The sequence below is a fragment of the Endozoicomonas acroporae genome (assembly GCF_002864045.1).
In the GTDB taxonomy this organism is placed as follows: domain Bacteria; phylum Pseudomonadota; class Gammaproteobacteria; order Pseudomonadales; family Endozoicomonadaceae; genus Endozoicomonas; species Endozoicomonas acroporae.
This window is the reverse complement of sequence record NZ_PJPV01000078.1, coordinates 25,366-46,605: the sequence shown is the minus strand read 5'-3', so window position 1 is coordinate 46,605 and position 21,240 is coordinate 25,366. Positions and strand designations below refer to the sequence as shown.

General features: G+C 49.0%; 15 protein-coding genes and 1 pseudogene. 9 read left to right on the top strand and 7 right to left on the bottom strand.

What is annotated here, in order from left to right; translation table 11 throughout:
- Window positions 1–234: 234 nt before the first annotated feature.
- Window positions 235–1,824: a hypothetical protein gene (locus CX664_RS13795; RefSeq protein ID WP_101747285.1), complete on the bottom strand. Its 1,590-nt coding sequence runs from the start codon at window positions 1,822–1,824 to the stop codon at window positions 235–237.
- A 372-nt stretch (window positions 1,825–2,196) separates the two neighbouring features.
- Between CX664_RS13795 and CX664_RS13785 the strand changes: the two genes are divergently transcribed.
- The 6 genes from CX664_RS13785 (at window position 2,197) to CX664_RS13760 (ending at window position 12,456) form a co-directional block, all read left to right on the top strand.
- Window positions 2,197–3,840 carry a hypothetical protein gene (locus CX664_RS13785; protein WP_146000005.1) on the top strand — a complete coding sequence of 548 codons (1,644 nt, stop codon included), beginning with the start codon at window positions 2,197–2,199 and terminating at the stop codon, window positions 3,838–3,840.
- A 422-nt stretch (window positions 3,841–4,262) separates the two neighbouring features.
- Window positions 4,263–5,966 carry a class I SAM-dependent DNA methyltransferase gene (locus CX664_RS13780; protein ID WP_101747282.1) on the top strand — a complete coding sequence of 568 codons (1,704 nt, stop codon included), beginning with the start codon at window positions 4,263–4,265 and terminating at the stop codon, window positions 5,964–5,966.
- Window positions 5,956–7,455 carry a restriction endonuclease subunit S gene (locus tag CX664_RS13775; RefSeq protein WP_101747281.1) on the top strand — a complete coding sequence of 500 codons (1,500 nt, stop codon included), beginning with the start codon at window positions 5,956–5,958 and terminating at the stop codon, window positions 7,453–7,455. Before CX664_RS13780 ends, CX664_RS13775 begins: the two co-directional genes overlap by 11 nt.
- Window positions 7,452–8,636: an AAA family ATPase gene (locus CX664_RS13770; protein ID WP_101747280.1), complete on the top strand. Its 1,185-nt coding sequence runs from the start codon at window positions 7,452–7,454 to the stop codon at window positions 8,634–8,636. Before CX664_RS13775 ends, CX664_RS13770 begins: the two co-directional genes overlap by 4 nt.
- On the top strand, window positions 8,636–9,202 hold the full coding sequence (locus CX664_RS13765) for a DUF4276 family protein (protein WP_219622197.1): 567 nt from the start codon (window positions 8,636–8,638) through the stop codon (window positions 9,200–9,202). Before CX664_RS13770 ends, CX664_RS13765 begins: the two co-directional genes overlap by 1 nt.
- 98 nt (window positions 9,203–9,300) lie before the next feature.
- Entirely contained in the window at window positions 9,301–12,456 is a 3,156-nt protein-coding gene (locus CX664_RS13760) for a type I restriction endonuclease subunit R (protein WP_244910669.1), read from the top strand.
- A gap of 143 nt (window positions 12,457–12,599) precedes the next feature.
- On the opposite strand, the gene CX664_RS13755 is transcribed toward CX664_RS13760, so the two are convergent.
- The 6 genes and pseudogenes from CX664_RS13755 to msrB form a co-directional block, all read right to left on the bottom strand.
- Window positions 12,600–12,881, bottom strand: a complete 282-nt coding sequence (locus CX664_RS13755; RefSeq protein ID WP_101747278.1) for a hypothetical protein — start codon at window positions 12,879–12,881, stop codon at window positions 12,600–12,602.
- Window positions 12,882–12,892: 11 nt separating this feature from the next.
- Window positions 12,893–13,168: a hypothetical protein gene (locus CX664_RS13750; RefSeq protein WP_101747277.1), complete on the bottom strand. Its 276-nt coding sequence runs from the start codon at window positions 13,166–13,168 to the stop codon at window positions 12,893–12,895.
- 20 nt (window positions 13,169–13,188) lie between these two features.
- Window positions 13,189–14,220: a PEP/pyruvate-binding domain-containing protein gene (locus CX664_RS13745; RefSeq protein WP_101747276.1), complete on the bottom strand. Its 1,032-nt coding sequence runs from the start codon at window positions 14,218–14,220 to the stop codon at window positions 13,189–13,191.
- A gap of 70 nt (window positions 14,221–14,290) precedes the next feature.
- A complete protein-coding gene (locus CX664_RS13740; protein WP_244910668.1) occupies window positions 14,291–15,649 on the bottom strand; it encodes a tetratricopeptide repeat protein in 1,359 nt (452 codons plus the stop codon).
- A gap of 39 nt (window positions 15,650–15,688) precedes the next feature.
- Window positions 15,689–15,889: pseudogene (locus CX664_RS28190) on the bottom strand (RING finger protein); the annotation flags it as partial.
- Between the two features lie 102 nt (window positions 15,890–15,991).
- Window positions 15,992–16,381 carry a peptide-methionine (R)-S-oxide reductase MsrB gene (msrB, locus tag CX664_RS13735; RefSeq protein ID WP_180966495.1) on the bottom strand — a complete coding sequence of 130 codons (390 nt, stop codon included), beginning with the start codon at window positions 16,379–16,381 and terminating at the stop codon, window positions 15,992–15,994.
- A gap of 172 nt (window positions 16,382–16,553) precedes the next feature.
- Between msrB and CX664_RS13730 the strand changes: the two genes are divergently transcribed.
- From CX664_RS13730 to CX664_RS13720, 3 genes are all read left to right on the top strand, one after another.
- The gene (locus CX664_RS13730) at window positions 16,554–17,768 is read left to right on the top strand and encodes a pyridoxal phosphate-dependent aminotransferase (protein ID WP_101747289.1); all 1,215 of its coding nucleotides are present in this window, start codon (window positions 16,554–16,556) and stop codon (window positions 17,766–17,768) included.
- 266 nt (window positions 17,769–18,034) lie between these two features.
- Window positions 18,035–20,575: a hypothetical protein gene (locus tag CX664_RS13725; RefSeq protein WP_101747274.1), complete on the top strand. Its 2,541-nt coding sequence runs from the start codon at window positions 18,035–18,037 to the stop codon at window positions 20,573–20,575.
- Between the two features lie 98 nt (window positions 20,576–20,673).
- Entirely contained in the window at window positions 20,674–21,114 is a 441-nt protein-coding gene (locus CX664_RS13720; protein WP_101747273.1) for a hypothetical protein, read from the top strand.
- Window positions 21,115–21,240 lie beyond the last annotated feature (126 nt).

Here is a 21,240-nt window from a genome sequence, read left to right as displayed (position 1 = left end):
ACTGGAGTAACCATATTATGAAATCATATATTTCTGACTCCTTGTTCAGGTACTCCCGGCAACTGCTCCTGCGTTGCTCTAGCTCCTGCATCCATGCAGTCGTGCTTCGTTACAACTCCGGTCACATAGCTACGGCTATGCTCCCTCCGTTGTGCCTCGCATAGCACCTGCCCAAGTAGCCAGAAATATGTGATTCCATATGGCCAGCTACTTAGTCGCCTGAACTATTACCGGTCAGCCTTGCCTGGTCAGATCCAATAACGCTGTTAATTTCTTTGATTTCTCTGTCTCATCGATTGCAGACAGAGTCACTCTTTGACGAGTCTCCCGGTAAGCCCACTGCTCAAGGTAACAGCCCGGAAAACGCATTTTCAGTCTTTGAGCCTGGTCAATTCGCTGTCCGCGGACACAAAATTCAATGAGCGGATTGAGCAGGAACAATTTGTCATTGACCTCTCCGGGAAGATGCCAGGCATAAGACGCGATAAAATCCTTGAAAGTTAAAATCTCGGTGGGGGAGGAGGTCGCAACGAAATCTAGCTCTAATTTCAAAATGTTCTCAATGGTGTCTTTAATGATTTGTTTGCCAGCTGCCCCGGGAGTTGCCAGCTTCAGCACTCTATTGACAGAACTCCGGTGAGATCGATTCTTGAGGGCTTTGATAAGGTGCTTGTCGGTAAGGCGAACATTGAATCTTTCTGAAATTTTGTCAGCCCTGTCGTAATTAAGCCTGCTAAAGCAGAGAGTCATCAGTGAGTAGGCCAGCTTTTCACTCTTGATGCCGTGATTAAAAAATCCCTCAAAAAAAACCACAATGTCAACATATTTTGTTTCGTTCAGTTTTCGTAGCCATCTACTGTCTTCCAAACATTTTTCCAGCCCGTCAGCCAGAGTATTCATGGCAAACTTCAGGGATTGGGCATTTTGCAGATTTGCCAGGCCCAGTATCACTTTGCCGTGGTCAGAAAGGTACTGGTCGCCAGGTTTGTTATATTCGCCCGGTCCGTATTCCGGGATCAGTTTATTGAGAGCTTTGGTGTGTTCAGCGTCTGATGCGTATTTCCGGAGCAATTTTTCGAGAGCTTTGGTACGTTCACCGTCTAATGCGTATTTCTGGAGCGCTGTTTCAAGAGTTTTGACAGGTTCAGCGTAAGGTGCGTATTCCCGGACCAGTTCATCGAGAGCGATCTTGAGATGGCCTGCTTCCAGATTTGCTTTGTAGGTCTCTTTAAAATGAGCGGCATGGGCGAAATGTTTCCGGTCAAAGAACAGTTTAAGGGCTGAATTCGCCAGTGAACTGTTATCAGGGCCACAACCTGCCAGCAAACAGTCGATAAGCTTTTTAAGCTGATCGAGCGCTGTTGAGGGCATAGCAGGAATGGATGGATCCTGTAAAACGGTTGTAAGGATATCCCGGATTTTTTCTGCCGCTTGATCCGGACATGACCGTTGCAGCGATGCTAATAATGATTTTACCCGGGCGGCATCTTTTGCTTTTACGGCCTCTGCAAGCGCTGGTAAAACCTCTTCCGGTTCCATGGCAATTGCAGGTTCCGGATCGGTTGTTATGCTGGTTTCGGATTGTGTGTCTGTTTCTGTGTCTTCAGGGCGGCCTGGGTCAGAATATGAAATTTGCCTGTCGGCAAGGGCTGTATCTTTGCCTGTACTGCTTTCTACGTAGCCAATAGCATGGAGTAGTCTGGTGACGACAGAACCTAACCAACTGCTTTCAGCCTTTTCTGTTTTTTCTACTGACTTGGCAGAGGGTTTCTGACTGCTTGAGTCGGGCTGTGGAGATGATGGTGGGAGCTTCGCAGGTTGCATAATATTGAGTAACTTACCAAGGTTACTGTTGTGTCAGTACTCAATCAGACAATAAAAAAAATAATTAGTTGCAAGCAGTCAAACAAAAGTACCCTATCTGAACTCAAATAAGCTTAAGGAAAGTTAAGCTTGTGAGGTTCATACGGGTTCGAGGAATCCAGCTTATTTTATCACTCTCAAAGATACAGCAAAGTACCGGAATGGCTCTTACTGGAACGATGCTGCTTGCCCCATCGAACAAAAAATAATAAAACGGTTCCTGCACATGGCAATTTTCCCAGGTGGAAAATCCGGTAGCTGGAATTATTGGCACTCACCCGGAATCCTGTGGAGGCATATGTGATATGCTTGCAGCCCGATGGATTGAACGGCATGCCGACAATAGCAGCCTGGCCAGCTGGCTATCAACTTCCGGGTCAATTACAAAAAAAGACATTAACCCATCAAAAATCAGGCAACTTATGCAGCATTATATTGTGTGTGCCACACTGTTTACCGTCAGAGGTTATTTTTATGGACAGCAGCGTGAAATCAAACATGGCCAGCAATATTCAACAAACCGTTTACTTGGGAGACCCCTCCCGTATCAGTGGTGGAAGACCGGTATCGGTGTTCAGTAGAATTCGTCAGTTGATCAATCCAATGAACTGGCTCTCACTCCGGACGGGAAGTAACCGATACAGTGATTATCAGAAAGCCAGCAGTAATTTGGTAAAAAGCTTGAACAACTATCATGAAATCAAGTCGGCAGCCACCAACGTTCTTTATCTGACCATTGATGAGCATTCCGGTGATATTAATCACAAAATAAAACAAGAACTCAACTCAATGAAGCCAGCTATATATAGGCGACTTGAGCTTACTGGTAATGATTCGGCCAGCTCGATATCGAATACGGACAATGACAGCAATGCTGACAACAAACCGGATCAGGAAATAACAATGTCCGATCAGGAATTAGAAAAGGAGTTGGATAATAATACGTCTATACTCAATAAATTTGAGGATCTGATAAAAATTATTGAATGCAGGAAATCAGTGAGTCCTGAACCAGGTGATGGTTCTCAGGCTCGAGCCAGTACCAGAACATTGGAAGATGAGATTGATACGGCAATCGACGAACTGGCTTCTACCTGTATGCAAACCAGGAAAACAATCAGACATAATCTCAATACACAGCTGGCATTCAAGGAGAAAATTTTAATAAATAGCATATTAAGAGTGAATCCTGAATTGCATGCGATAGACAATTTTATCAATCAGAAAATTGAGGGATCAAGTATAACCAGTCAATACAGTCAGAAGATTGCTCGATTAAATATATCATGGAATATCCTTCTTCATATTCTAGGTCTGGATACGGAAGCATTAGCGGTCAGGTTTACAGAACTGGACACACTTAAAGATCTGATTTTTCATTCGTTGAACGCCTCTTCCATAAGAGAGGGGAAAGATGGTGGTATCAGCCGATTTTTTACTCGGTTTATGAGTCAGGAAGACGGAGATATTAATAGCCCCAGCAGGGCAGAACGAGTAAAAGAAATTATGACGCTGGAAGCCAGCATATCTTCTGGAAAATTACAACCAATCATGCTGGATGGTCATAAAATTACGGAACCTGTGGAAACATCTGGTATTGATTTTACCGGTTCGACAACACTATTAAACAATGAAATATATAATTTCAAACGAGCCATACTCTATCCGGCTTATGGATGCCATAAAGCTCAACTGGAAGGAAAGGCCCAGGAGGAGAAAGATTGCTTACATGTAATGACCTTATCTTGTCTGGCCTATTTCTTCCGTATGATAAGGGCAGAGTGGTCAGAGAGCCAAACCAGCCATGCTGATGCTGCGATCCGGATTATAGAGTTTATCCAATCAATAAAATCAGATCAGTTATCTTTATTGTCCGGACCAAAGTATTACCCATTTGAAAACATAGAGCAGCTAAACAAACATTTTTCGGAATTTTATCATAAATATTGCAGTGGCCCTTCTTACGGTAGACATTAAGAGGCTGTATTAAACATTATTGATCATTAACTCAGAATAACTCCGTTGTCATTCTGTACATGGATTGTACAGGATCCATCTCACATGGATGTGAACACGCTGGCCGTTGGCTATCCCTGCAAGTAGCATAGAAAGCTCACTTCATCGCCGTTCGGCAACGCTTTCCCGTTTCAGAATCCCATCATAAAACAGCCCTGCGACGAGTTGTGTCGCATGCAAACCAAAAAGTGAAATTTTTTCTAATCAGTGCTTCGCAAATACACGACTACCACCTATAACCTCACAAGCGTACAATTATTTCCTTCCCAAAATTCCTCTCTGAGCTATCTGGCCCTCCGCTCCCCTGAGTCAATAAAGACGATGGTACAAGCCACGGGCGGTAGCGTGGGGGAAGCTTCTCAGAACCTACCAACGGCCAATCTATGAACACCACTGAACAGCAGTTCCTTAAGGCGCTGGACGATAAGCTATGGAAAGCTGCGGACAAACTGCGCAGTAACCTTGATGCCGCGAACTACAAGCATATTGTGCTGGGTTTGATCTTTCTGAAATATGTGTCGGATGCTTTTGAAGAGCGTCAGGAAGAACTGAAAGCACTCTTTCAGAAAAAAGACGATGACAATATCTACTACTTGCCCCGGGACGATTTCGATTCCGACGCAGACTACCAGCAGGCCATTGCCGATGAGCTGGAAATTCTCGATTACTACCAGGAGAAAAACATCTTCTGGGTGCCCAAGCATGCCCGCTGGAGCACACTGAAAGATACCGCTACCCTGGCCATCGGTTCGGTGATCTGGCAGAACGAACAGGGGGAGGACATTAAGCTGCGCTCCATCTCCTGGCTGATCGACAATGCCCTGGATGACATTGAAAAAGCCAACAGCAAACTGAAAGGCATTCTCAACCGCATCAGCAACTATCAGCTGGATAACGAAAAGCTGATCGGCCTGATTAACAGTTTCTCGGACACCAGCTTCCGCAACCCGGAATATCAGGGCGAAAAGCTGGAACTGCACAGCAAGGATATCCTTGGCCACGTTTATGAATACTTCCTCGGTCAGTTCGCTCTGGCGGAAGGCAAACAGGGTGGCCAGTACTACACGCCGAAAAGCATCGTCACCCTGATTGTGGAAATGCTGCAACCTTTTCAGGGGCGGGTGTATGACCCGGCCATGGGCTCCGGTGGTTTCTTTGTCTCCAGTGAGAAGTTTATTGAAGAGCACGCCAAAGAGCACCATTACGACGCCAGCGAGCAGAAAAAGCATATCTCCGTGTATGGTCAGGAGAGCAACCCCACTACCTGGAAGCTGGCGGCCATGAATATGGCCATTCGGGGCATCGACTTTAACTTTGGTAAAAAGAACGCCGACAGTTTTCTGGATGACCAGCATCCGGACCTGCGCGCCGATTTTGTTATGGCCAACCCGCCGTTCAATATCAAGGACTGGTGGCATGCCCGGCTGGAGGAAGATGTGCGCTGGCAATACGGCACACCGCCCAAAGGCAACGCCAACTTTGGCTGGATGCAGCATATGCTCCACCATTTGCACAACAACGGTTCGATGGCGCTGCTGCTGGCCAATGGTTCCATGAGTTCCAATACCAATAATGAAGGGGTGATTCGTCGTCAGCTGATTGAGGCCGATCTGGTGGAGTGCATGGTGGCGCTGCCGGGGCAGTTGTTTACCAATACGCAGATTCCAGCCTGTATCTGGTTTTTGACCAAGAACAAGCAGAGTGGCAATGGCAAGGTGGATCGTCGGGGGGAGACGCTGTTTATTGATGCTCGCAATATGGGCTTTATGAAAGATCGGGTATTGAGGGATTTCACCAAAGATGATATTGCCTCGATTGCTGATACCTTCCACGCTTGGCAAGAAGGTAAGGATTACGAAGACAAACCCGGTTTTTGTTTTGTTGCATCCCTTGAAGATATTCAGAAACACGACTTTGTTCTCACACCAGGGCGTTATGTGGGTGCTGCTGAGCAGGATGATGATGGTGAGCCGTTTGCTGACAAGATGATGCGGTTAACAGGTTTGCTTCAGGAACAGTTTGCTGAGAGTGATCGGTTAGAAGAGGAAATTAAAAATAACTTTGCAGGGTTGGGTTATGACTTCTGAAATCCAACTAACCGAATACGGTTTATTTCCATCCACCTTTCGATGCTCAAAGCTTTCAGAGTTATGTGCTGAAAAAATAGGAGTTCAAACGGGTCCGTTTGGCAGTCAATTACATAAAGAAGACTATGTGCAAGTTGGTACTCCAATAATCACAGTTGAACACTTGGGAGATAATCGAATTATTCATATAGACACTCCGTTTGTGTCAGATGAAGATAGGATTCGCCTCTCGAAGTATCATTTGCAAGAAGGTGATATTGTTTTCTCTCGTGTTGGTTCTGTTGATCGTAGAGCCATAGTTAGAAAAGAAGAAAATGGTTGGCTTTTCTCTGGTCGTTGTCTGCGATTAAGAGCCGATAAAGAAAAAATAGATCCACTTTACCTATCCTATTTTTTCGGCTTAGAGGCATTTAAAAAATATATAAGAGGTATTGCTGTCGGTGCGACAATGCCTTCTATTAATACTAAAATTTTGAGCGATATTCCGATTTATTATCCAGAAAGTCTGGAGATACAACGGGAAATAGCACAAACCTTTTATGCAATTGATGAAAAAATTGAAATCAATTCAAAATCGAACCAAACCCTCGAAGCCATCGCCCAAACCCTCTTCAAAAGCTGGTTTGTCGATTTCGATCCGGTAAAAGCCAAACTATCGGTATTGACAGCAGGCGGCAGTGCCGAAGACGCCGAACGGGCAGCCATGTGCGCCATCTCCGCCCGAGACGAGGCAAGCCTGAACACCCTGCAAACCGAACAACCCGAAGCCTACGCCGAGCTTGCCCGAACTGCTGCCTTGTTTCCTTCTGCAATGAAGCATTCAGAGTTTGGGAAGATACCAGTGGGATGGGAGGTTGGCACTTTAGGAGACAAGTATAACGTCGTAATGGGACAGTCCCCTAAAGGTGATACATACAACGAAGTAAAGGAAGGCCAGCTTTTCTTTCAAGGCAGGGCTGAGTTTGGTTGGCGATATCCCACTCCAAGGCTTTATACCTCATCACCCAAAAGAATGGCAACAAAAGGTGATATTCTAATGAGCGTGAGGGCACCAGTCGGGGATCTGAATATTGCACTTGAAGATTGCTGTATTGGACGAGGCTTATCAGCTTTACGTCACAATAGTGGCAGTACATCATTTACTTACTACCAATTGAAAAGTTTGCAAACCCAACTGGATAGATTTAATGGTGAAGGGACGGTTTTTGGATCAATAAATCAGAAAGATTTGAAAGGTTTACAGGTTATCAACCCCTGTAGTATTTCTATTGAGGCATTTAATAAATTCAGCCTGTCACTCGACAAAAAAATTGAAAGTCGAGCTATTGAAAGTATGAGGTTATCTGAACTGAGAGACACCCTCCTCCCCAAACTCCTCTCCGGCGAACTAACTTTGCCTGACACCCCACCAACCAAGGCAAACCCGCCAGAAAGTGATACTCTGGAAGGACAACCACAACAACAGCCACTGATGGAAGCCGCCGGATGAAGCTTGAGTCCCTGACAATCAAAAATTACAAGGTCTTTCAGCATGTGGAGCTGAAAAACCTGCCCGGCATGTGCGTCTTTGTCGGTGCCAATGGCAGCGGGAAAACCACACTGTTTGATGTATTCGGTTTTCTCAGGGATGCCCTGCACGGCAATGTCCGCATCGCCTTACAGAAACGGGGCGGGTTTCGGGAAGTAGCCACCCGTGGCGGTATTGATCAGCCTATCGAATTCACCCTGCAGTTCCGCTTGCCCATTGGCGGCGTTGACCGGCTGGTGACTTATCTGCTGGAAATTCGACAGGACAAAGGCCGACCCATCGTTGCCCGGGAGATACTCCGCTATAAACGGGGTAGCCAGGGTTCACCGTTTCATTTCCTGGATTTCCGGGGAGGCCGCGGTTACGCCATTCTCAATGAAGAAGATTTTAATAAAGCCGATTCAGAGCTGGAACGGGAAGAGCAGACACTGGACAGCCCGGATATTCTGGCCGTAAAAGGACTCGGGCAATTTCAGCGATTCCGGGCAGCCAATGCCTTTCGCCAGCTGATTGAAAACTGGCATGTCTCCGATTTTCATATCAGCGATGCCCGCCAGACCCGGGACGCAGGCTATGCAGAGCATTTATCGCCCCAAGGGGAAAATGCCGCGCTGGTAGCACAGTACCTCTATGAGCAACACCCGGATATTTTCCAGCATGTGCTGGATAAAATGAAACAGCGGGTGCCAGGGGTTGAAGATGTCAAAGCGGTGGAAACCGACGATGGCCGGATTGTACTGAAGTTTCAGGATGGCAGCTTTAAAGACCCGTTTGTAGCTCGCTATGTCTCCGATGGCACCATCAAGATGTTCGCTTATCTGTTGCTATTGAATGATCCATCGCCTCATCCATTGCTTTGTGTCGAGGAGCCAGAAAACCAGCTCTATCCAAGCCTGATGGTGGAGTTGGCGGAGGAATTTCGAAGTTATGCCGATCAGGGTGGCCAAGTGATGGTGTCTACCCATTCGCCAGATATGTTGAACAGCATTCAATTGGAAGAGATTTTCTGGTTGAAGAAAAGCAACGGTGTCACCACCATTGAGCGTGCTGCCGATAATGCGCTGATAAAAAGTCTGGTCGAAGGCGGGGATTTACCCGGTGCGCTCTGGAAGCAGGGACTGTTTGATGGAGTAAACCCCTGATGACGCAGTTGGTCTTTTTGCTGGAAGAGCCCTCTGCTCAAGTATTGCTGAATACATTGTTACCCCGACTGTTACCACCGGAAGTCTCTTTTCGATGTATTCCCCATGAGGGCAAGCAGGATCTGGAAAAATCCATACCCATCAAACTGCGCCATTGGAACATACCCAATAGCTGGTTTGTGGTGGTGCGTGATAAAGACCAGGACGACTGTGAACGCCTGAAAGCACGACTACAACAGTTATGCGAAGAAAACCATCGACCGGAGACACTGGTTCGCATTGCGGTTCATGAATTGGAAAGCTGGTTTCTTGGGGATCTTGCTGCGGTAGGTGCAGCTTTTAACAAGCCCCGGCTGGCTGAAAAACAGAATAGTCGTAAATTCCGCAACCCTGATGCTTTGGCCAATGCTCAGGAAGAGTTGAAAAAACTGATTACCCGTTATCAGAAAGTCTCTGGTGCCCGAGCCATTGCGCCCCACCTTAACCTTGCTAACAATCGATCGGTTAGTTTTCAGCAGTTTGTCACCGGCGTTCACACTTATCTGGAACGCATCAATACCATGTAAATGGTTGTTTAACCGCCTCTGATTTCTGTTCTGGTTTCAGTCTTGGTTGTGGCCTTTCTTGCCAAAACCTCACTCATTATTTTAATAAAGTCACGGATATGATTACTGAAGATCAACTTGAACAACTCTGTTTAGAGTGGTTCCGCATGGCTGGCTGGGAAGTCCTCCACGGCCCTGATATTGCCCCTGATGGCCCAACGCCCATGCGCAGCAATTATCAGGACGTATTGCTAAAGCCAGACCTTGAAAAAGCCTTTACCCTGTTAAATCCGCATCTCCCTTCAGGTTGCTTTGAGCAGGTTTGGGCAACGCTGACCAAGCCCGAAAGTCTTGATCTAATCACCAATAACCGACACTTCCACAAGCTGCTGCTCGACGGTGTGCCGGTGGACTACAAAGGCGACGATGAACAGTGGATAAACGACCATGCCTTTCTGGTGGATTTTGAATCGGTTGCCAATAACCGGTTTGTAGCGGTGAATCAGTTTACGCTGACCGGCACCAAGAATCCTCGTCGCCCGGATATTGTCTGTTTTATTAACGGCATCCCCTTTGCGGTGCTGGAGCTGAAAAGCCCCGGTGATGAGAATGCGGATATCTGGGATGCTTTTAACCAGCTGCAAACCTATAAAGATGAAATCAGCGACCTGTTTATTTTTAATGAGGCGCTGGTGATCAGTGATGGTTATACCGCCCGGGTGGGTTCTCTGACCGCTGACCAGGAACGGTTTATGCCCTGGCGTACCATTCAGAATGAAGAAGACCGGCCAGTGCTGGAGTGGCAGTTGGAAACACTGGTGCGGGGCTTTTTCGACCGGACGCTGTTTCTGGATTACATTCGCTACTTTGTGCTGTTTGAAAGTGATGGCGAACGCACTATCAAAAAGATTGCCGGTTATCATCAGTTCCATGCGGTGCGGGAGGCGGTTCGGGCAACGGTATTAGCGGCGCAGGAACAGCTGGGAGAAGCGGCCTCACAGACGTGTCGGGGTGGTCGTATATTGCCCGGCAGTAAAAAGGCGGGTGTCGTCTGGCATACCCAGGGTTCGGGCAAAAGTATCTCCATGTGCTGCTATGCCGGTATGTTGCTGCAACAACCGGCCATGAATAATCCGACACTGGTGGTGGTGACGGATCGGAATGATCTGGATGGTCAGCTGTTTAACACCTTCAGCAGTGCCCAGGAACTGTTAAAGCAGACGCCGGTACAGGCTAATGACCGGGAAGCGTTGCGTCAGTTACTGGCGGAAAGAGAATCCGGCGGCATTATCTTTACCACAGTGCAGAAGTTTGCTCTGCAGGACGGTGAGAACCACCATCCGCTGTTGAATGGTCGTCACAATATTGTGGTGATTTCCGATGAGGCGCACCGCAGCCAGTATGGGCTTAAGGCGGTATTAACCAAAGAAGGCCAGTACAAGTTTGGCTATGCCAAGCATATGCGGGATGCACTGAAGAATGCGTCGTTTATTGGCTTCACCGGCACGCCCATCTCCCAAGAGGATAAAGATACCCGCTCGGTGTTTGGGGAGTATGTCTCCATTTATGATATTCAGGATGCCGTTGAGGATGGTGCGACGGTGCCCATCTATTATGAATCCCGTCTGGCCAGGCTGGATTTGAACCACGCTGAAATCCAGCAGCTCTCTGAGCGGGTGGATGAAGTGGTGGAAGATGAGGAAGATATCAACCTCCGGGAAAAGACCAAGGGCGAGTGGAGCCGGTTAGAGAAGCTCGTGGGTGCTACACCCCGGCTGAAACAGGTGGCAGCCGACCTGGTGACGCACTTTGAGTCTCGCAATGAGAGCATGGATGGCAAGGCGATGATTGTCGGCATGAGCCGTGATATCTGCGCCCATCTCTATAACGAGATTGTGGAACTGCGCCCACAATGGCACGACCCTGATCCGGAAAAAGGCGTGATCAAGATTGTGATGACCGGTTCCGCCTCCGATAAACCCCTGTTGCAGCCCCATATCTACAGCAAGAAGACCAAAAAACGGCTGGAGAAACGCTTTAAGGATGTGAACGATCCGATGAAGCTGGTGATTGTGCGGGATATGTGGCTGACCGGTTTTGATGCGCCCTGCTGCCACACCATGTATGTGGACAAACCCATGAAGGGCCATAACCTGATGCAGGCTATTGCCCGGGTGAACCGGGTGTTCAAAAACAAGCCCGGTGGGCTGGTGGTGGATTACATCGGCATTGCCAATGAACTGAAGGCGGCGCTGAAAGATTACACCGATGCCCGTGGTAAGGGTGAGCCAACCTTACGATCTGAAGAAGCTTATGCCGTGCTAGCAGAAAAGATGGATGCACTGCGCGGGCTGTTTGCCAAAACGCCACAGGGTGCAGGGCTGGATATGAGTGGTTTTGAAGCCCGAGCCCGAGAGTTGCTGGTGCCTGCTGCCAACTATGTGTTGAGTTTGAAAGATGGCAAGAAGCGGCTGATGGATTTGGTGCTGGCGGCTAACAAAGCATATTCCCTGTGCAGTACACTGGATGAAGCGAAAGAACTGCGACTTGAGTTGGCATTTTTCTCGGCAGTGAAGGCGGCCATTAATAAATTTACGACAGTGGATAAAAAGCGCAGCCGGGAGGAACAGCAGTCTGCCCTGAAGCAGATTCTGGATAATGCCATTGTGGCGGAAGGCGTGGCGGATGTGTTTGCGCTGTGCGGACTGGAGAAACCCAATATCGGGCTATTGTCCGATGAGTTTCTGGACGATGTACGGCGGATGCCTCACAGGAATCTGGCCGTGGAGTTACTGGAAAAGCTGCTGAAAGATGATATCCGCGCCAAGACCCGTAATAACGTGGTGCAGGAGAAGAAGTTCTCCGAACGGTTACAAGCCACGCTACGAAAATACAATAACCGGGCCATTGAAACCGCGCAGGTGATTGAAGAGCTGATCCAGATGGCCAAAGACTTCCAGGCAGAAATGAGCCGGGAAGCGGAGCTTGGCCTGAACCCGGACGAAGTGGCGTTTTATGATGCGCTGGCCAATAACGAGAGTGCCGTTCGGGAACTGGGTGATGAGATTCTCAAAAAGATTGCCATTGAGATTACCGACAAGTTGCGTAAATCCACCACCATTGACTGGCAGGTTAGGGACAGTGTGCGAGCACGGTTGAAGATTCTGGTTCGGCGGACGTTGCAGAAGTATAAGTATCCACCGGATGGTGCGGCGGCTGCGGTTGAGTTGGTTTTGAAGCAGGCGGAGACTTTGGCTAATGAGTGGAGTGGGTGAATAGCAAACCAGGGACGTACCTTCAAAAAATCATCAATTCAGATCAGGATGGCTCAATCTCGCTGCACATAAAATCCTCAACAGAATCGCGCGCAGCCTCAGATGGTATTCACGATTGAAATCCTGCAGCCGATTCTTAATATCTACCCTAAGAGGAAATCCATGAGTTCCGGATTTTTTTCAACCATGAAAAGCACCAGTTCAGGGTCTTGATCAAGATTAAATTGGCTACGCAGGATACTGATGAATTGCTTTCGATAAAGAGGGCAGGCGATAGCAAAATGGATAAACAGCTCCTTCAAAATTCTTACTGCATCCGATGGTTCAAGTTGTCTGATCATCTTATCGAAAGTCCATCGGTTGGCATTGGTTCTGCCTGCAAAAGCGTTAAGTGGGATATCTATGTTGCTGATTCCATCCAGCACCGCGACCAGTTTTACCAGGGCACACTGTAGTGCCTGAGTTCGGCATGAATAAAAGCAGCATTCGCCAGGTTCAATATGCGCAGGCTGCTGGTAAGTAGACACTTCAGTGCCCCAAGGCCGACGGCGTCTAACAGTCCCGTCAGGCCCGGACGGAGAATACTGACCAGCGTTTTATCTTCAGCGATGGCGGTAATCTGCCCCTGGCCAGATGCGGCTGCCACCGGGGCAAGGGCGTCAACAAATCGTTTATGCAACCATAAAATCAGATCATGGACAGAACCGATCATGTGGGCTTTTTGCGGTTGGGTCAGTTTTTGCAGAATATCCTGCAGGCTTTGGCAGTCATGCCGCCATTGCCTGAAATTGAGCGGTTGTGCGGGCAGCTCCCGCTCCGTTGCCAGGGGGGGACGATCTTTTCGCACAGTTTGCGGACTGATGTCTGCAGGCGTTGACCCTGCTCGCCAAGGTTTGGTAGTTCACGGTTAAGGAAAGTCAGGGCTGTTTTGGGATCAGGGCCAATATCGGCGTCAAAATCAAAGTCGGTGTCGGTATCAATGTCGGTATCCTGTGCCAGTGCCAGAAAGTGCTGATAACCGCCGAAAAACAGCTCCAGATCGTGCATCAGGGCCACAATTTCGCTGTCCAGCAGTGATAACAGTCTGGCCCTGTTGGCGGACATGCTGATTGATGTACAGCGCCCGGGACCAAGGCAGCGGTTCAGTAAACGGTCAGCGTGAAAATAACCCAGAAGTTTATCGTTTTGGCTAATTATGCTTCTTATGCCAAATTCAATATCCACGGGACAGCAGAAGCGATTCTCCAGCGCCTCGGTATACTGCTGCAAAAGTTGCAGGACGTCAGCACTAAGCAGGGCATCGTCAATCCCCACTGCTGTGTTCTGATCACTGGAATCCCTGAGGAAATGATATTTTGATGCATCCTCAGTTGTGTCTCGTCGAATTGTGCAGCGCAGAACCGGATTGGCAGACTTGCCCGATACGGCTTCGTCGGGTTGACTCCGTACATATTCCACCTCAATTCTGTCATCGCTCAGTGATGAGTGGCTGCTCAGCACACCGCCGACCTGGCACTGAATGTACTGCTGGATAATCAGTGCCATGGCACTGACCTTGCCCTGCGGACAGGCATCCGGCTGGTAGGCCGATGCCAGCACTTGCAGACACGTTGCCAGGATGTCGCCATCCTGGTGGACAATGGACTGGTATCTGCCCGCCTGGGCATCACCGAAGCGGTCTTCGTCCACCCCGGAACTGCGGACAATGCAGCGTTGGCAATGACTGTTGTTCTTTGGCAATTGATAAAGGCTGGCGAAACCCATGGATGAAACTACACCATAGAAATAGCTGGGAAACGGGAGTTGGACAAAAGGTTATTAGTAAAGTTCGCTGTCAGCAGCTTGATTGCTCCAACCCCGGACTGTTGCGATGCAGCCGGGCCAGATTTTTTTGTGCAGGGATGTGCCCCTGCCTGGCGGCCTTCTCAAGCCAGGTCAGGCCCACGGTGTAGTTCTGCTCCGTCCCCAGACCCTTCAGGTGCATACAGCCCAGCTGATATTGCGCAACGGCGTTACCCTGGTCGGCAGACTTGCAAAACCAGAACAGGGCTTCGGCGTAGTTCTGCTCTACTCCCAGACCCATCAGGTACAAATAACCCAGGTTGTTTTGTGCAGCGACGTGTTCCTGATCAGCAGACTTGCGGTACCAGGCCAGGGCCTCGGCATAGCTCTGCTCCACCCCCAGACCGTGTTGGTGCATCCAACCCAGACTGTGTTGTGCATCAGCGTGTCCCTGGTTGGCAGCCTTGTCGTACCAGGTCAGGGCTTCGGTGTGGTTCTGCTCGATCCCAAGACCCTGATAGTACATCCAGCCCAGGTTGCTTTGTGCGGCAGCGTGTCCCTGGTCAGCGGCCTTGCGGAACCAGGTCAGAGCCTCACCGTAGTTTTGCTCCACCCCCAGCCCCTTAAAGTACATCCAGCCCAGGATGTTTTGCGCGCTGGCGTCTCCATTTTTAGCGGCCTTGCGGAACCAGATAAAGGCCTCGACGCGGTTTTGCTCCGCTTCCAGAGGCAACCCCCTGAGGATCCTGCTCAGATTGTTTTGTGCGGCAGCGCTTTCCTGTTTGGCACTCTTACAAAACCAGGTCAGGGCTTCGGCGTAGTTCTTCGTTACCCCCAGCCCCTTTGCATACATCCAGCCCAGGTTGTTTTGCGCGGAACTGTATCCCTGGCTGGCGGCCTTGCGGAACCAGGTGAAAGCCCAGGCGTAGTTTTTCTCCACTCCCAAGCCCCTTACGTACAAGGAGCCCAGGTTGTTTTGTGCTTCGGGGTCCCCACGGTCAGCGGCCTTGTGGAACCAGTTCAGGGCCTCGGCGTAGTTCTGCTCAACGCAAAGACCATTCAGGTACATCAAGCCCAGATTGTTTTGTGATTTGGCATTCCCGTGGTCGGCGGCCTTGTAGAACCAGGTCAGGGCCTCGGCGTTGTTCTGCTCCACCCCCAGACCGTACAGGTACATCAAGCCCAGGTTGTTTTGCGCTACTTTACTGTTGGTGGTCAATCCCGCTCTGATCAGCAGTGCTGCTATTTCCCAACGTTGTTGCTTTAACGACAGGGTTAGAGGGTTTCTCCTATCCAGGAACGAGCGCTGATCAGGGTTGAACCCGGTTGCCAGAATATCCTCCACATCCTCGATCCGGTTACCCTCAATTGCCTTGAACAGCTCCTTCCGCAGATCTACGGGCCTGGTCATTGAGGGAGTACTGCCCGTTATCAAGCGGCGGTCAATTGGACACCGTGAGGATATTTTCACCCAGTTGCTTATACATGCGTGGTGGTATTCATGAGTGCACGGCTGTAGTCTTACGACCGTAGTCGTGTCGTTGATTCGGATCTTTCGAGCCAGGGCCGCTGCGATTTCGGAGCGCCTTGTACCAGGACTTTCCTTGATTTCATCCCAGCAGATTGCACAAGGTTGATTGACACTGTTCATAACGTGTCAGACTTGTCTATCAACCAGAAGTTCCGTGAAAAAGCTCCATACGAAAGAGTGCTGAAATTATTCCCTGATATATTTCATGAATAGCCAGCAGGACTATCGGCCTTTAAACTTCATCGCTACCGAATTGATACAATATCGCAGACCGGTAGGTTCCGGCCCGTCCGGAAATACGTGGCCCAGGTGAGCACCGCAATTAGAACAAAGGACTTCAGTGCGCTGCATGCCAAGGCTGTTGTCTTCCTGCATGGTGATCGCATCGCTGTCGATGGTTTGGTAGAAACTGGGCCAACCACACCCGGCATCGAATTTCACCGATGAGTCAAACAGCTTTTGCTGGCAGCAGACACAGTGAAAAACACCATCTTTCTCAAAGAAGTTATATTCGCCGGTAAAAGGCTGCTCAGTCCCCTTTTCACGGCATACATAGTACTGATCATCGGTAAGCGTTGCCCGCCACTGTTCATCTGACTTTTTTTCGGTCATCAAATACTGCCCTCTTATTCCACTTTCATCAGTCAACAGAGACTTTCCTGAACCGTCTCGATAAGGATAACCGTCCGGTTAAAAACTATCTACACTAGTGCAACTCTTGCAAGATCAATTCATAATGCCACACGGCAAGCCCAAAGAACCTGAAACCATCGGTAAGACATCCATGAAGGATATTGAAAAATCCACCAAACTCGACAATGTCTGTTACGACATTCGCGGCCCCGTTCTTCGTGAAGCCAAGCGGCTGGAAGAAGAGGGACATCGTGTCATTAAATTGAACACGGGCAATCCCGCGGCGTTTGGCTTTGATGCCCCCGATGAAATCACCCAGGATGTGATCCGCAATTTGCCGTTGTCGCAGGGCTACTGTGATTCCAAAGGCCTGTTTTCAGCCCGCAAGGCCATTATGCAGTACTGTCAACAGAAGAACTTCCCCCCCATTTCTGTTGAAGACATTATTATCGGTAACGGTGTCAGTGAGCTGGTGGTTATGACCATGCAGGCATTGCTGAACAATGGCGATGAGATGCTGATCCCGGCTCCGGACTACCCTTTGTGGACCGCCGCTGTGCATCTGTCCGGTGGTCGTGCCGTTCATTATCGTAAGGATGAGCAGTCAGACTGGTGTCCGGATATTGACGATATCCGCAGTAAAATTACCGCCAAAACCCGGGGGATTGTGGTTATCAATCCAAACAACCCGACTGGCGCGGTTTATCCGGACGACCTTCTGAAAGAGATCGTACAGCTGGCCAGAGAGCACGATCTGATCATATTCGCTGACGAAATATACGATAAAATCCTCTATGACGGGGTTGAGCACACGGCCCTGGCCTCGCTGGCAGACGATGTGCTTTGTATCAGTTTTAACGGCCTGTCCAAATCTTACCGGGTTGCCGGCTTTCGGGCGGGCTGGCTGGTGGTGTCCGGCCTGAAGCAAAATGCCAGAAGCTACCTTGAAGGCCTGGAAATGCTGGCCTCAATGCGCCTTTGTGCCAACGTACCTGCGCAACACGCCATTCAGACCGCATTGGGTGGTTACCAGAGTATTAATGACCTGATATTGCCCGGCGGCAGACTGCTTGAGCAGCGTAACCGGGCCTGGGAAATGCTGGACCAGATACCGGGTGTCAGCTGTACCAAGCCCAAAGGTGCCCTCTACCTGTTCCCCAGGCTCGACCCTGAACATCACAAGATCCATGATGATGAACAGCTGGTACTGGATTTTCTCCTTCAGGAAAAAGTACTGCTGGTCCAGGGCACTGCCTTCAACTGGCCTGAGCCTGACCATCTGCGCATCATTTCGCTCCCCAGGACAGAAGACCTGGAAACCGTAATGACCAAACTTGAGCGGTTTCTCAGTCGGTACCGGCAGTAATTAACCCCCGGCTATGCCGGGGTGGCTCCCATAGATTCTACCGCCCTGGTATTTCTGCAAAATTTTCAGTATCAAACGTTGGTTTGGATGAAGAAGTTATCCGGGCATTCGAGACCAGGAAAAGAATGATGGGTTTGTGATGGGATTGAACTTTTATTCTTTATTCTTGTCTATGAAATATAACACCAATGTTCTATTTAACAGTTCTACTTAACATTGGAGCTTGTCAGGGAAGAGAAAAAAGTAATTAAAATGGGATTTTTATTATGGATAAATTGCCTTCAAACAGATTGAACACAGCATCCTCTGTGAATCCACTCCATAATAAATGCGAAAAAAACGGGGCATCATCAAGTAAAACCGGGAAATTAGGCAGGCGACAAGTTCAGTCGACAGCACCTGAGCAGACAACACCTGGCCAGACAGCGCCTGACCAAAAGCAGCAGCTTATTTTGAAAAGCATGATTGCTGAAGTGGGTGCACTGAGTAACTTCTTTAAACAAAATTTTCGCACGTACAATCCATACGCTTCACCGGAGCAAGGTGAGCTACCGTACCATTTTGACACGGAACAACTGTCAAAGCGTATTAACAAGTGTAACGATTTGCACCTGGAGTGCGTCAAGGCAATGACGACTTGTACAAATCCGGCAACTGCTGAACGCCTGATGAAAGCATCAGATTTTTATAAGAAATTCCAGGGGAATTTTTATAAAAAAGTAAATGAAATTACTAATGATATATCCCGTCAGATTGCTAAAGAATTGTACAGTGTGTCGAATGATAGCGATGATGATGACGAAGCAGTCAGCAATAATTCGACTGATGATAATGTCAAAAATTTACTGGAGCTGGTCGATCAGGGCGATAAAACCGAATCTACCCTTATTATGGAAAGAGCTCATCAATGTTTTTTGTCTTTTGTTGATCCGGCAGCGAGGTCACTGAAAAAAAAAGAACAATCCGAAAAGAATCTGTTCTCAAAATGGTGTGAGTTATTTGCCAGGTCACTATCAAAGATACTCGACCAGGACCAGGTACTTGATTCAGATGTGTTGTTCACAGTCAAGACAATCATGGCGGTGTTTGGTAAAGCCACTGCAGGCCAGGATAATTCAATGCATTTACTGGCAGTCCTTAATCAGCTTAACAAGAAAGGTCTCCTTGATCCAAAAACGTCGTTTACTGGTAAAGAGATATTTGCTGGTCATGTCATTAAAGCATGTATCGCGCAGTTGGATCATCTGAACAAAATCATTGATTCAAAGGCAAAGGATGGCGAACCGCACCAAATGGAATTGCGCATAAAAGACAAGTTTGTGAACCAGTTGAATGCGCTCAGGCCTTATTTTCCTGAGGGCGACCTGTATATTGAGTTTATCCTCAGACTGGTCGTTGATAAGGTTGACCACAACTGGTTTGCGCTGCTGTACGCCCTGGCCCGTTGTCCGTCCGAAGCGTTATCAGATCCGTGGCGTGAAAGATTTTCACAACGGCTGGCGCAATATCATCCCCAGGCCCAAATGATGCTTGATGCCCTGTTCACAGGTAACCATGGGCAGATACCCGAAGCCATAGCCCCTGACTACTACCCGGTGCTGTGGCTCAAGGCATTTATCCTGAACAAACAGGGTGAACACCGTCGTGCCTATGAAGCCATTATCCAGGCGGAGAGCGGTTGTCGGCGGATGCCCGGGCAGAAGCAGCCTGATGTCCGCCTGCAACTGGAAATGCTGCGCATAAGCCTGCGCAGTCAGCTACTGGCTACAGGACTCCCCGGGTTAAGCTTTGAACAGCTTAAGACCATGAAAGCACAGGCCGACAATCTGATTAGTCATCCCCAGGCCTATTGGACGCAGCACGAACATACCGTGCTTCAGCAATTACGAGGGGAATTGGCGGCACTGTTGCCACAGTATGCGCCAACTGTTACTGAGTCGGTGACACCGGCAAGCATCGGAACCGTCGAAGACCCTCCCGAAGAGCCGGATACTCTCAACACAGAGGCGGAGGTTGTCATGCCAGCACTGCCCCGGAGCCGGAAAACCCTGGTAAAGGAACTGTGCAAAAAACTGAGGGCCGGGATCAGGGTCTGGCAGGGCCGTAACCGACCAGAATCGCTGATGCCGGATGACTCATACCAGGTGATGGGGCCTTATGGAAAAACGCTGTCAGCAACGGAAACCATGCGCAAAGATCACTGGAACGGTGGCATTCGGCAATTGCTCACGGAGGTCAATGCCCATCGGGCCCAGGGTGATATCATCAGCGAGCTGTCCTGCTACCAGAGAGTCCTTGCCGATCCGACCCGAAAAGGTACCATTGGCATTTATCGCCTGACACTGGAGTTGTCCTGGACCATTATGCGCTATGTTAACGGAGAGTACGGGTCAGTTGGCCTGACGGACAGAGAAAAAGGTGAGTTGCTGGATATATCCTGGCAATCTCTGAAGCAATCCGTCTGCCTTGCCATGCGCAGGAACAGCCCATTGCCTGAGCAGGCATCGGACCAGGAACTGGTCGAAACCGTCGTCCAATGGTTGCAGCTTCTGAAAGATCCCGAAGCAAAAAAAGAGATGGAATTTTTTATGCGCTGCGCCCTGGGCAGTACGGCCGGGCATATCCATGGCTTTCTGGCAGAAATATTTCCGAGGCAGAAACAACACTCAGACAGCGCCCGATTTTTCTTTGAAGCGAAGACCCGGCTTCAGCCGGACTATCAAAAAACGGTGTCTGAAGCAGGCCAGGATAGCCGCCTGGCCCTGATGCAAAAAAATCAACAGCAGCGTTGGATCCTCGAACATTGATAACGCTGTTGCCGACTGATGACATGGGATTGTGCAGCAATGATGCAATTTGCCATGGCACTCAATATGAACCGAACACACTAAGTTATGGATGATCGATGAGCGACATACACATTGACGAATTTTACCAGGACTGCGTGAAAACCCTGGTTCAGCTTTATAACAGCTTCCCCCGCCTGACAACACTTTACGTTGACGATCTGATTACCAATGCCGGCACCGACGAGTACGGCATCCCTAACCGGCGCCACAAAGCCTGTTTTGATGCTATGCTCTGGCTGGCTTCAGAAGGCTATATTCGTTATCAGGATACGATCCGGCAAGACGCGCTGGATCAGGTGGTACTCACGGAAAAAAGCTTTTTACGCTTAAGTCTGCCCACCACTGCCCCGGATAATCCGGATAATAAAAAGAACGACCTGCCGCCGTCTGTTGCCCGGAAACAGGCGACAATGGCTTGGCATTGCCGACAGGCTCTTAACAATAAAGGCAGTGAAGCGATTGCCAGGGCTGCGCTGCAATTTTTTACCGAACAGTGAGCAGAATGGGGGCAGGTATCCGGCCCTTTTTCTGTCAGCACCATGTAAAAATAAAGCGCATTTTATAGACGCTCTTGAAAGGATAAATAGTCGCCTTTATATAAGTAGCTGTTTAATGACAATGAT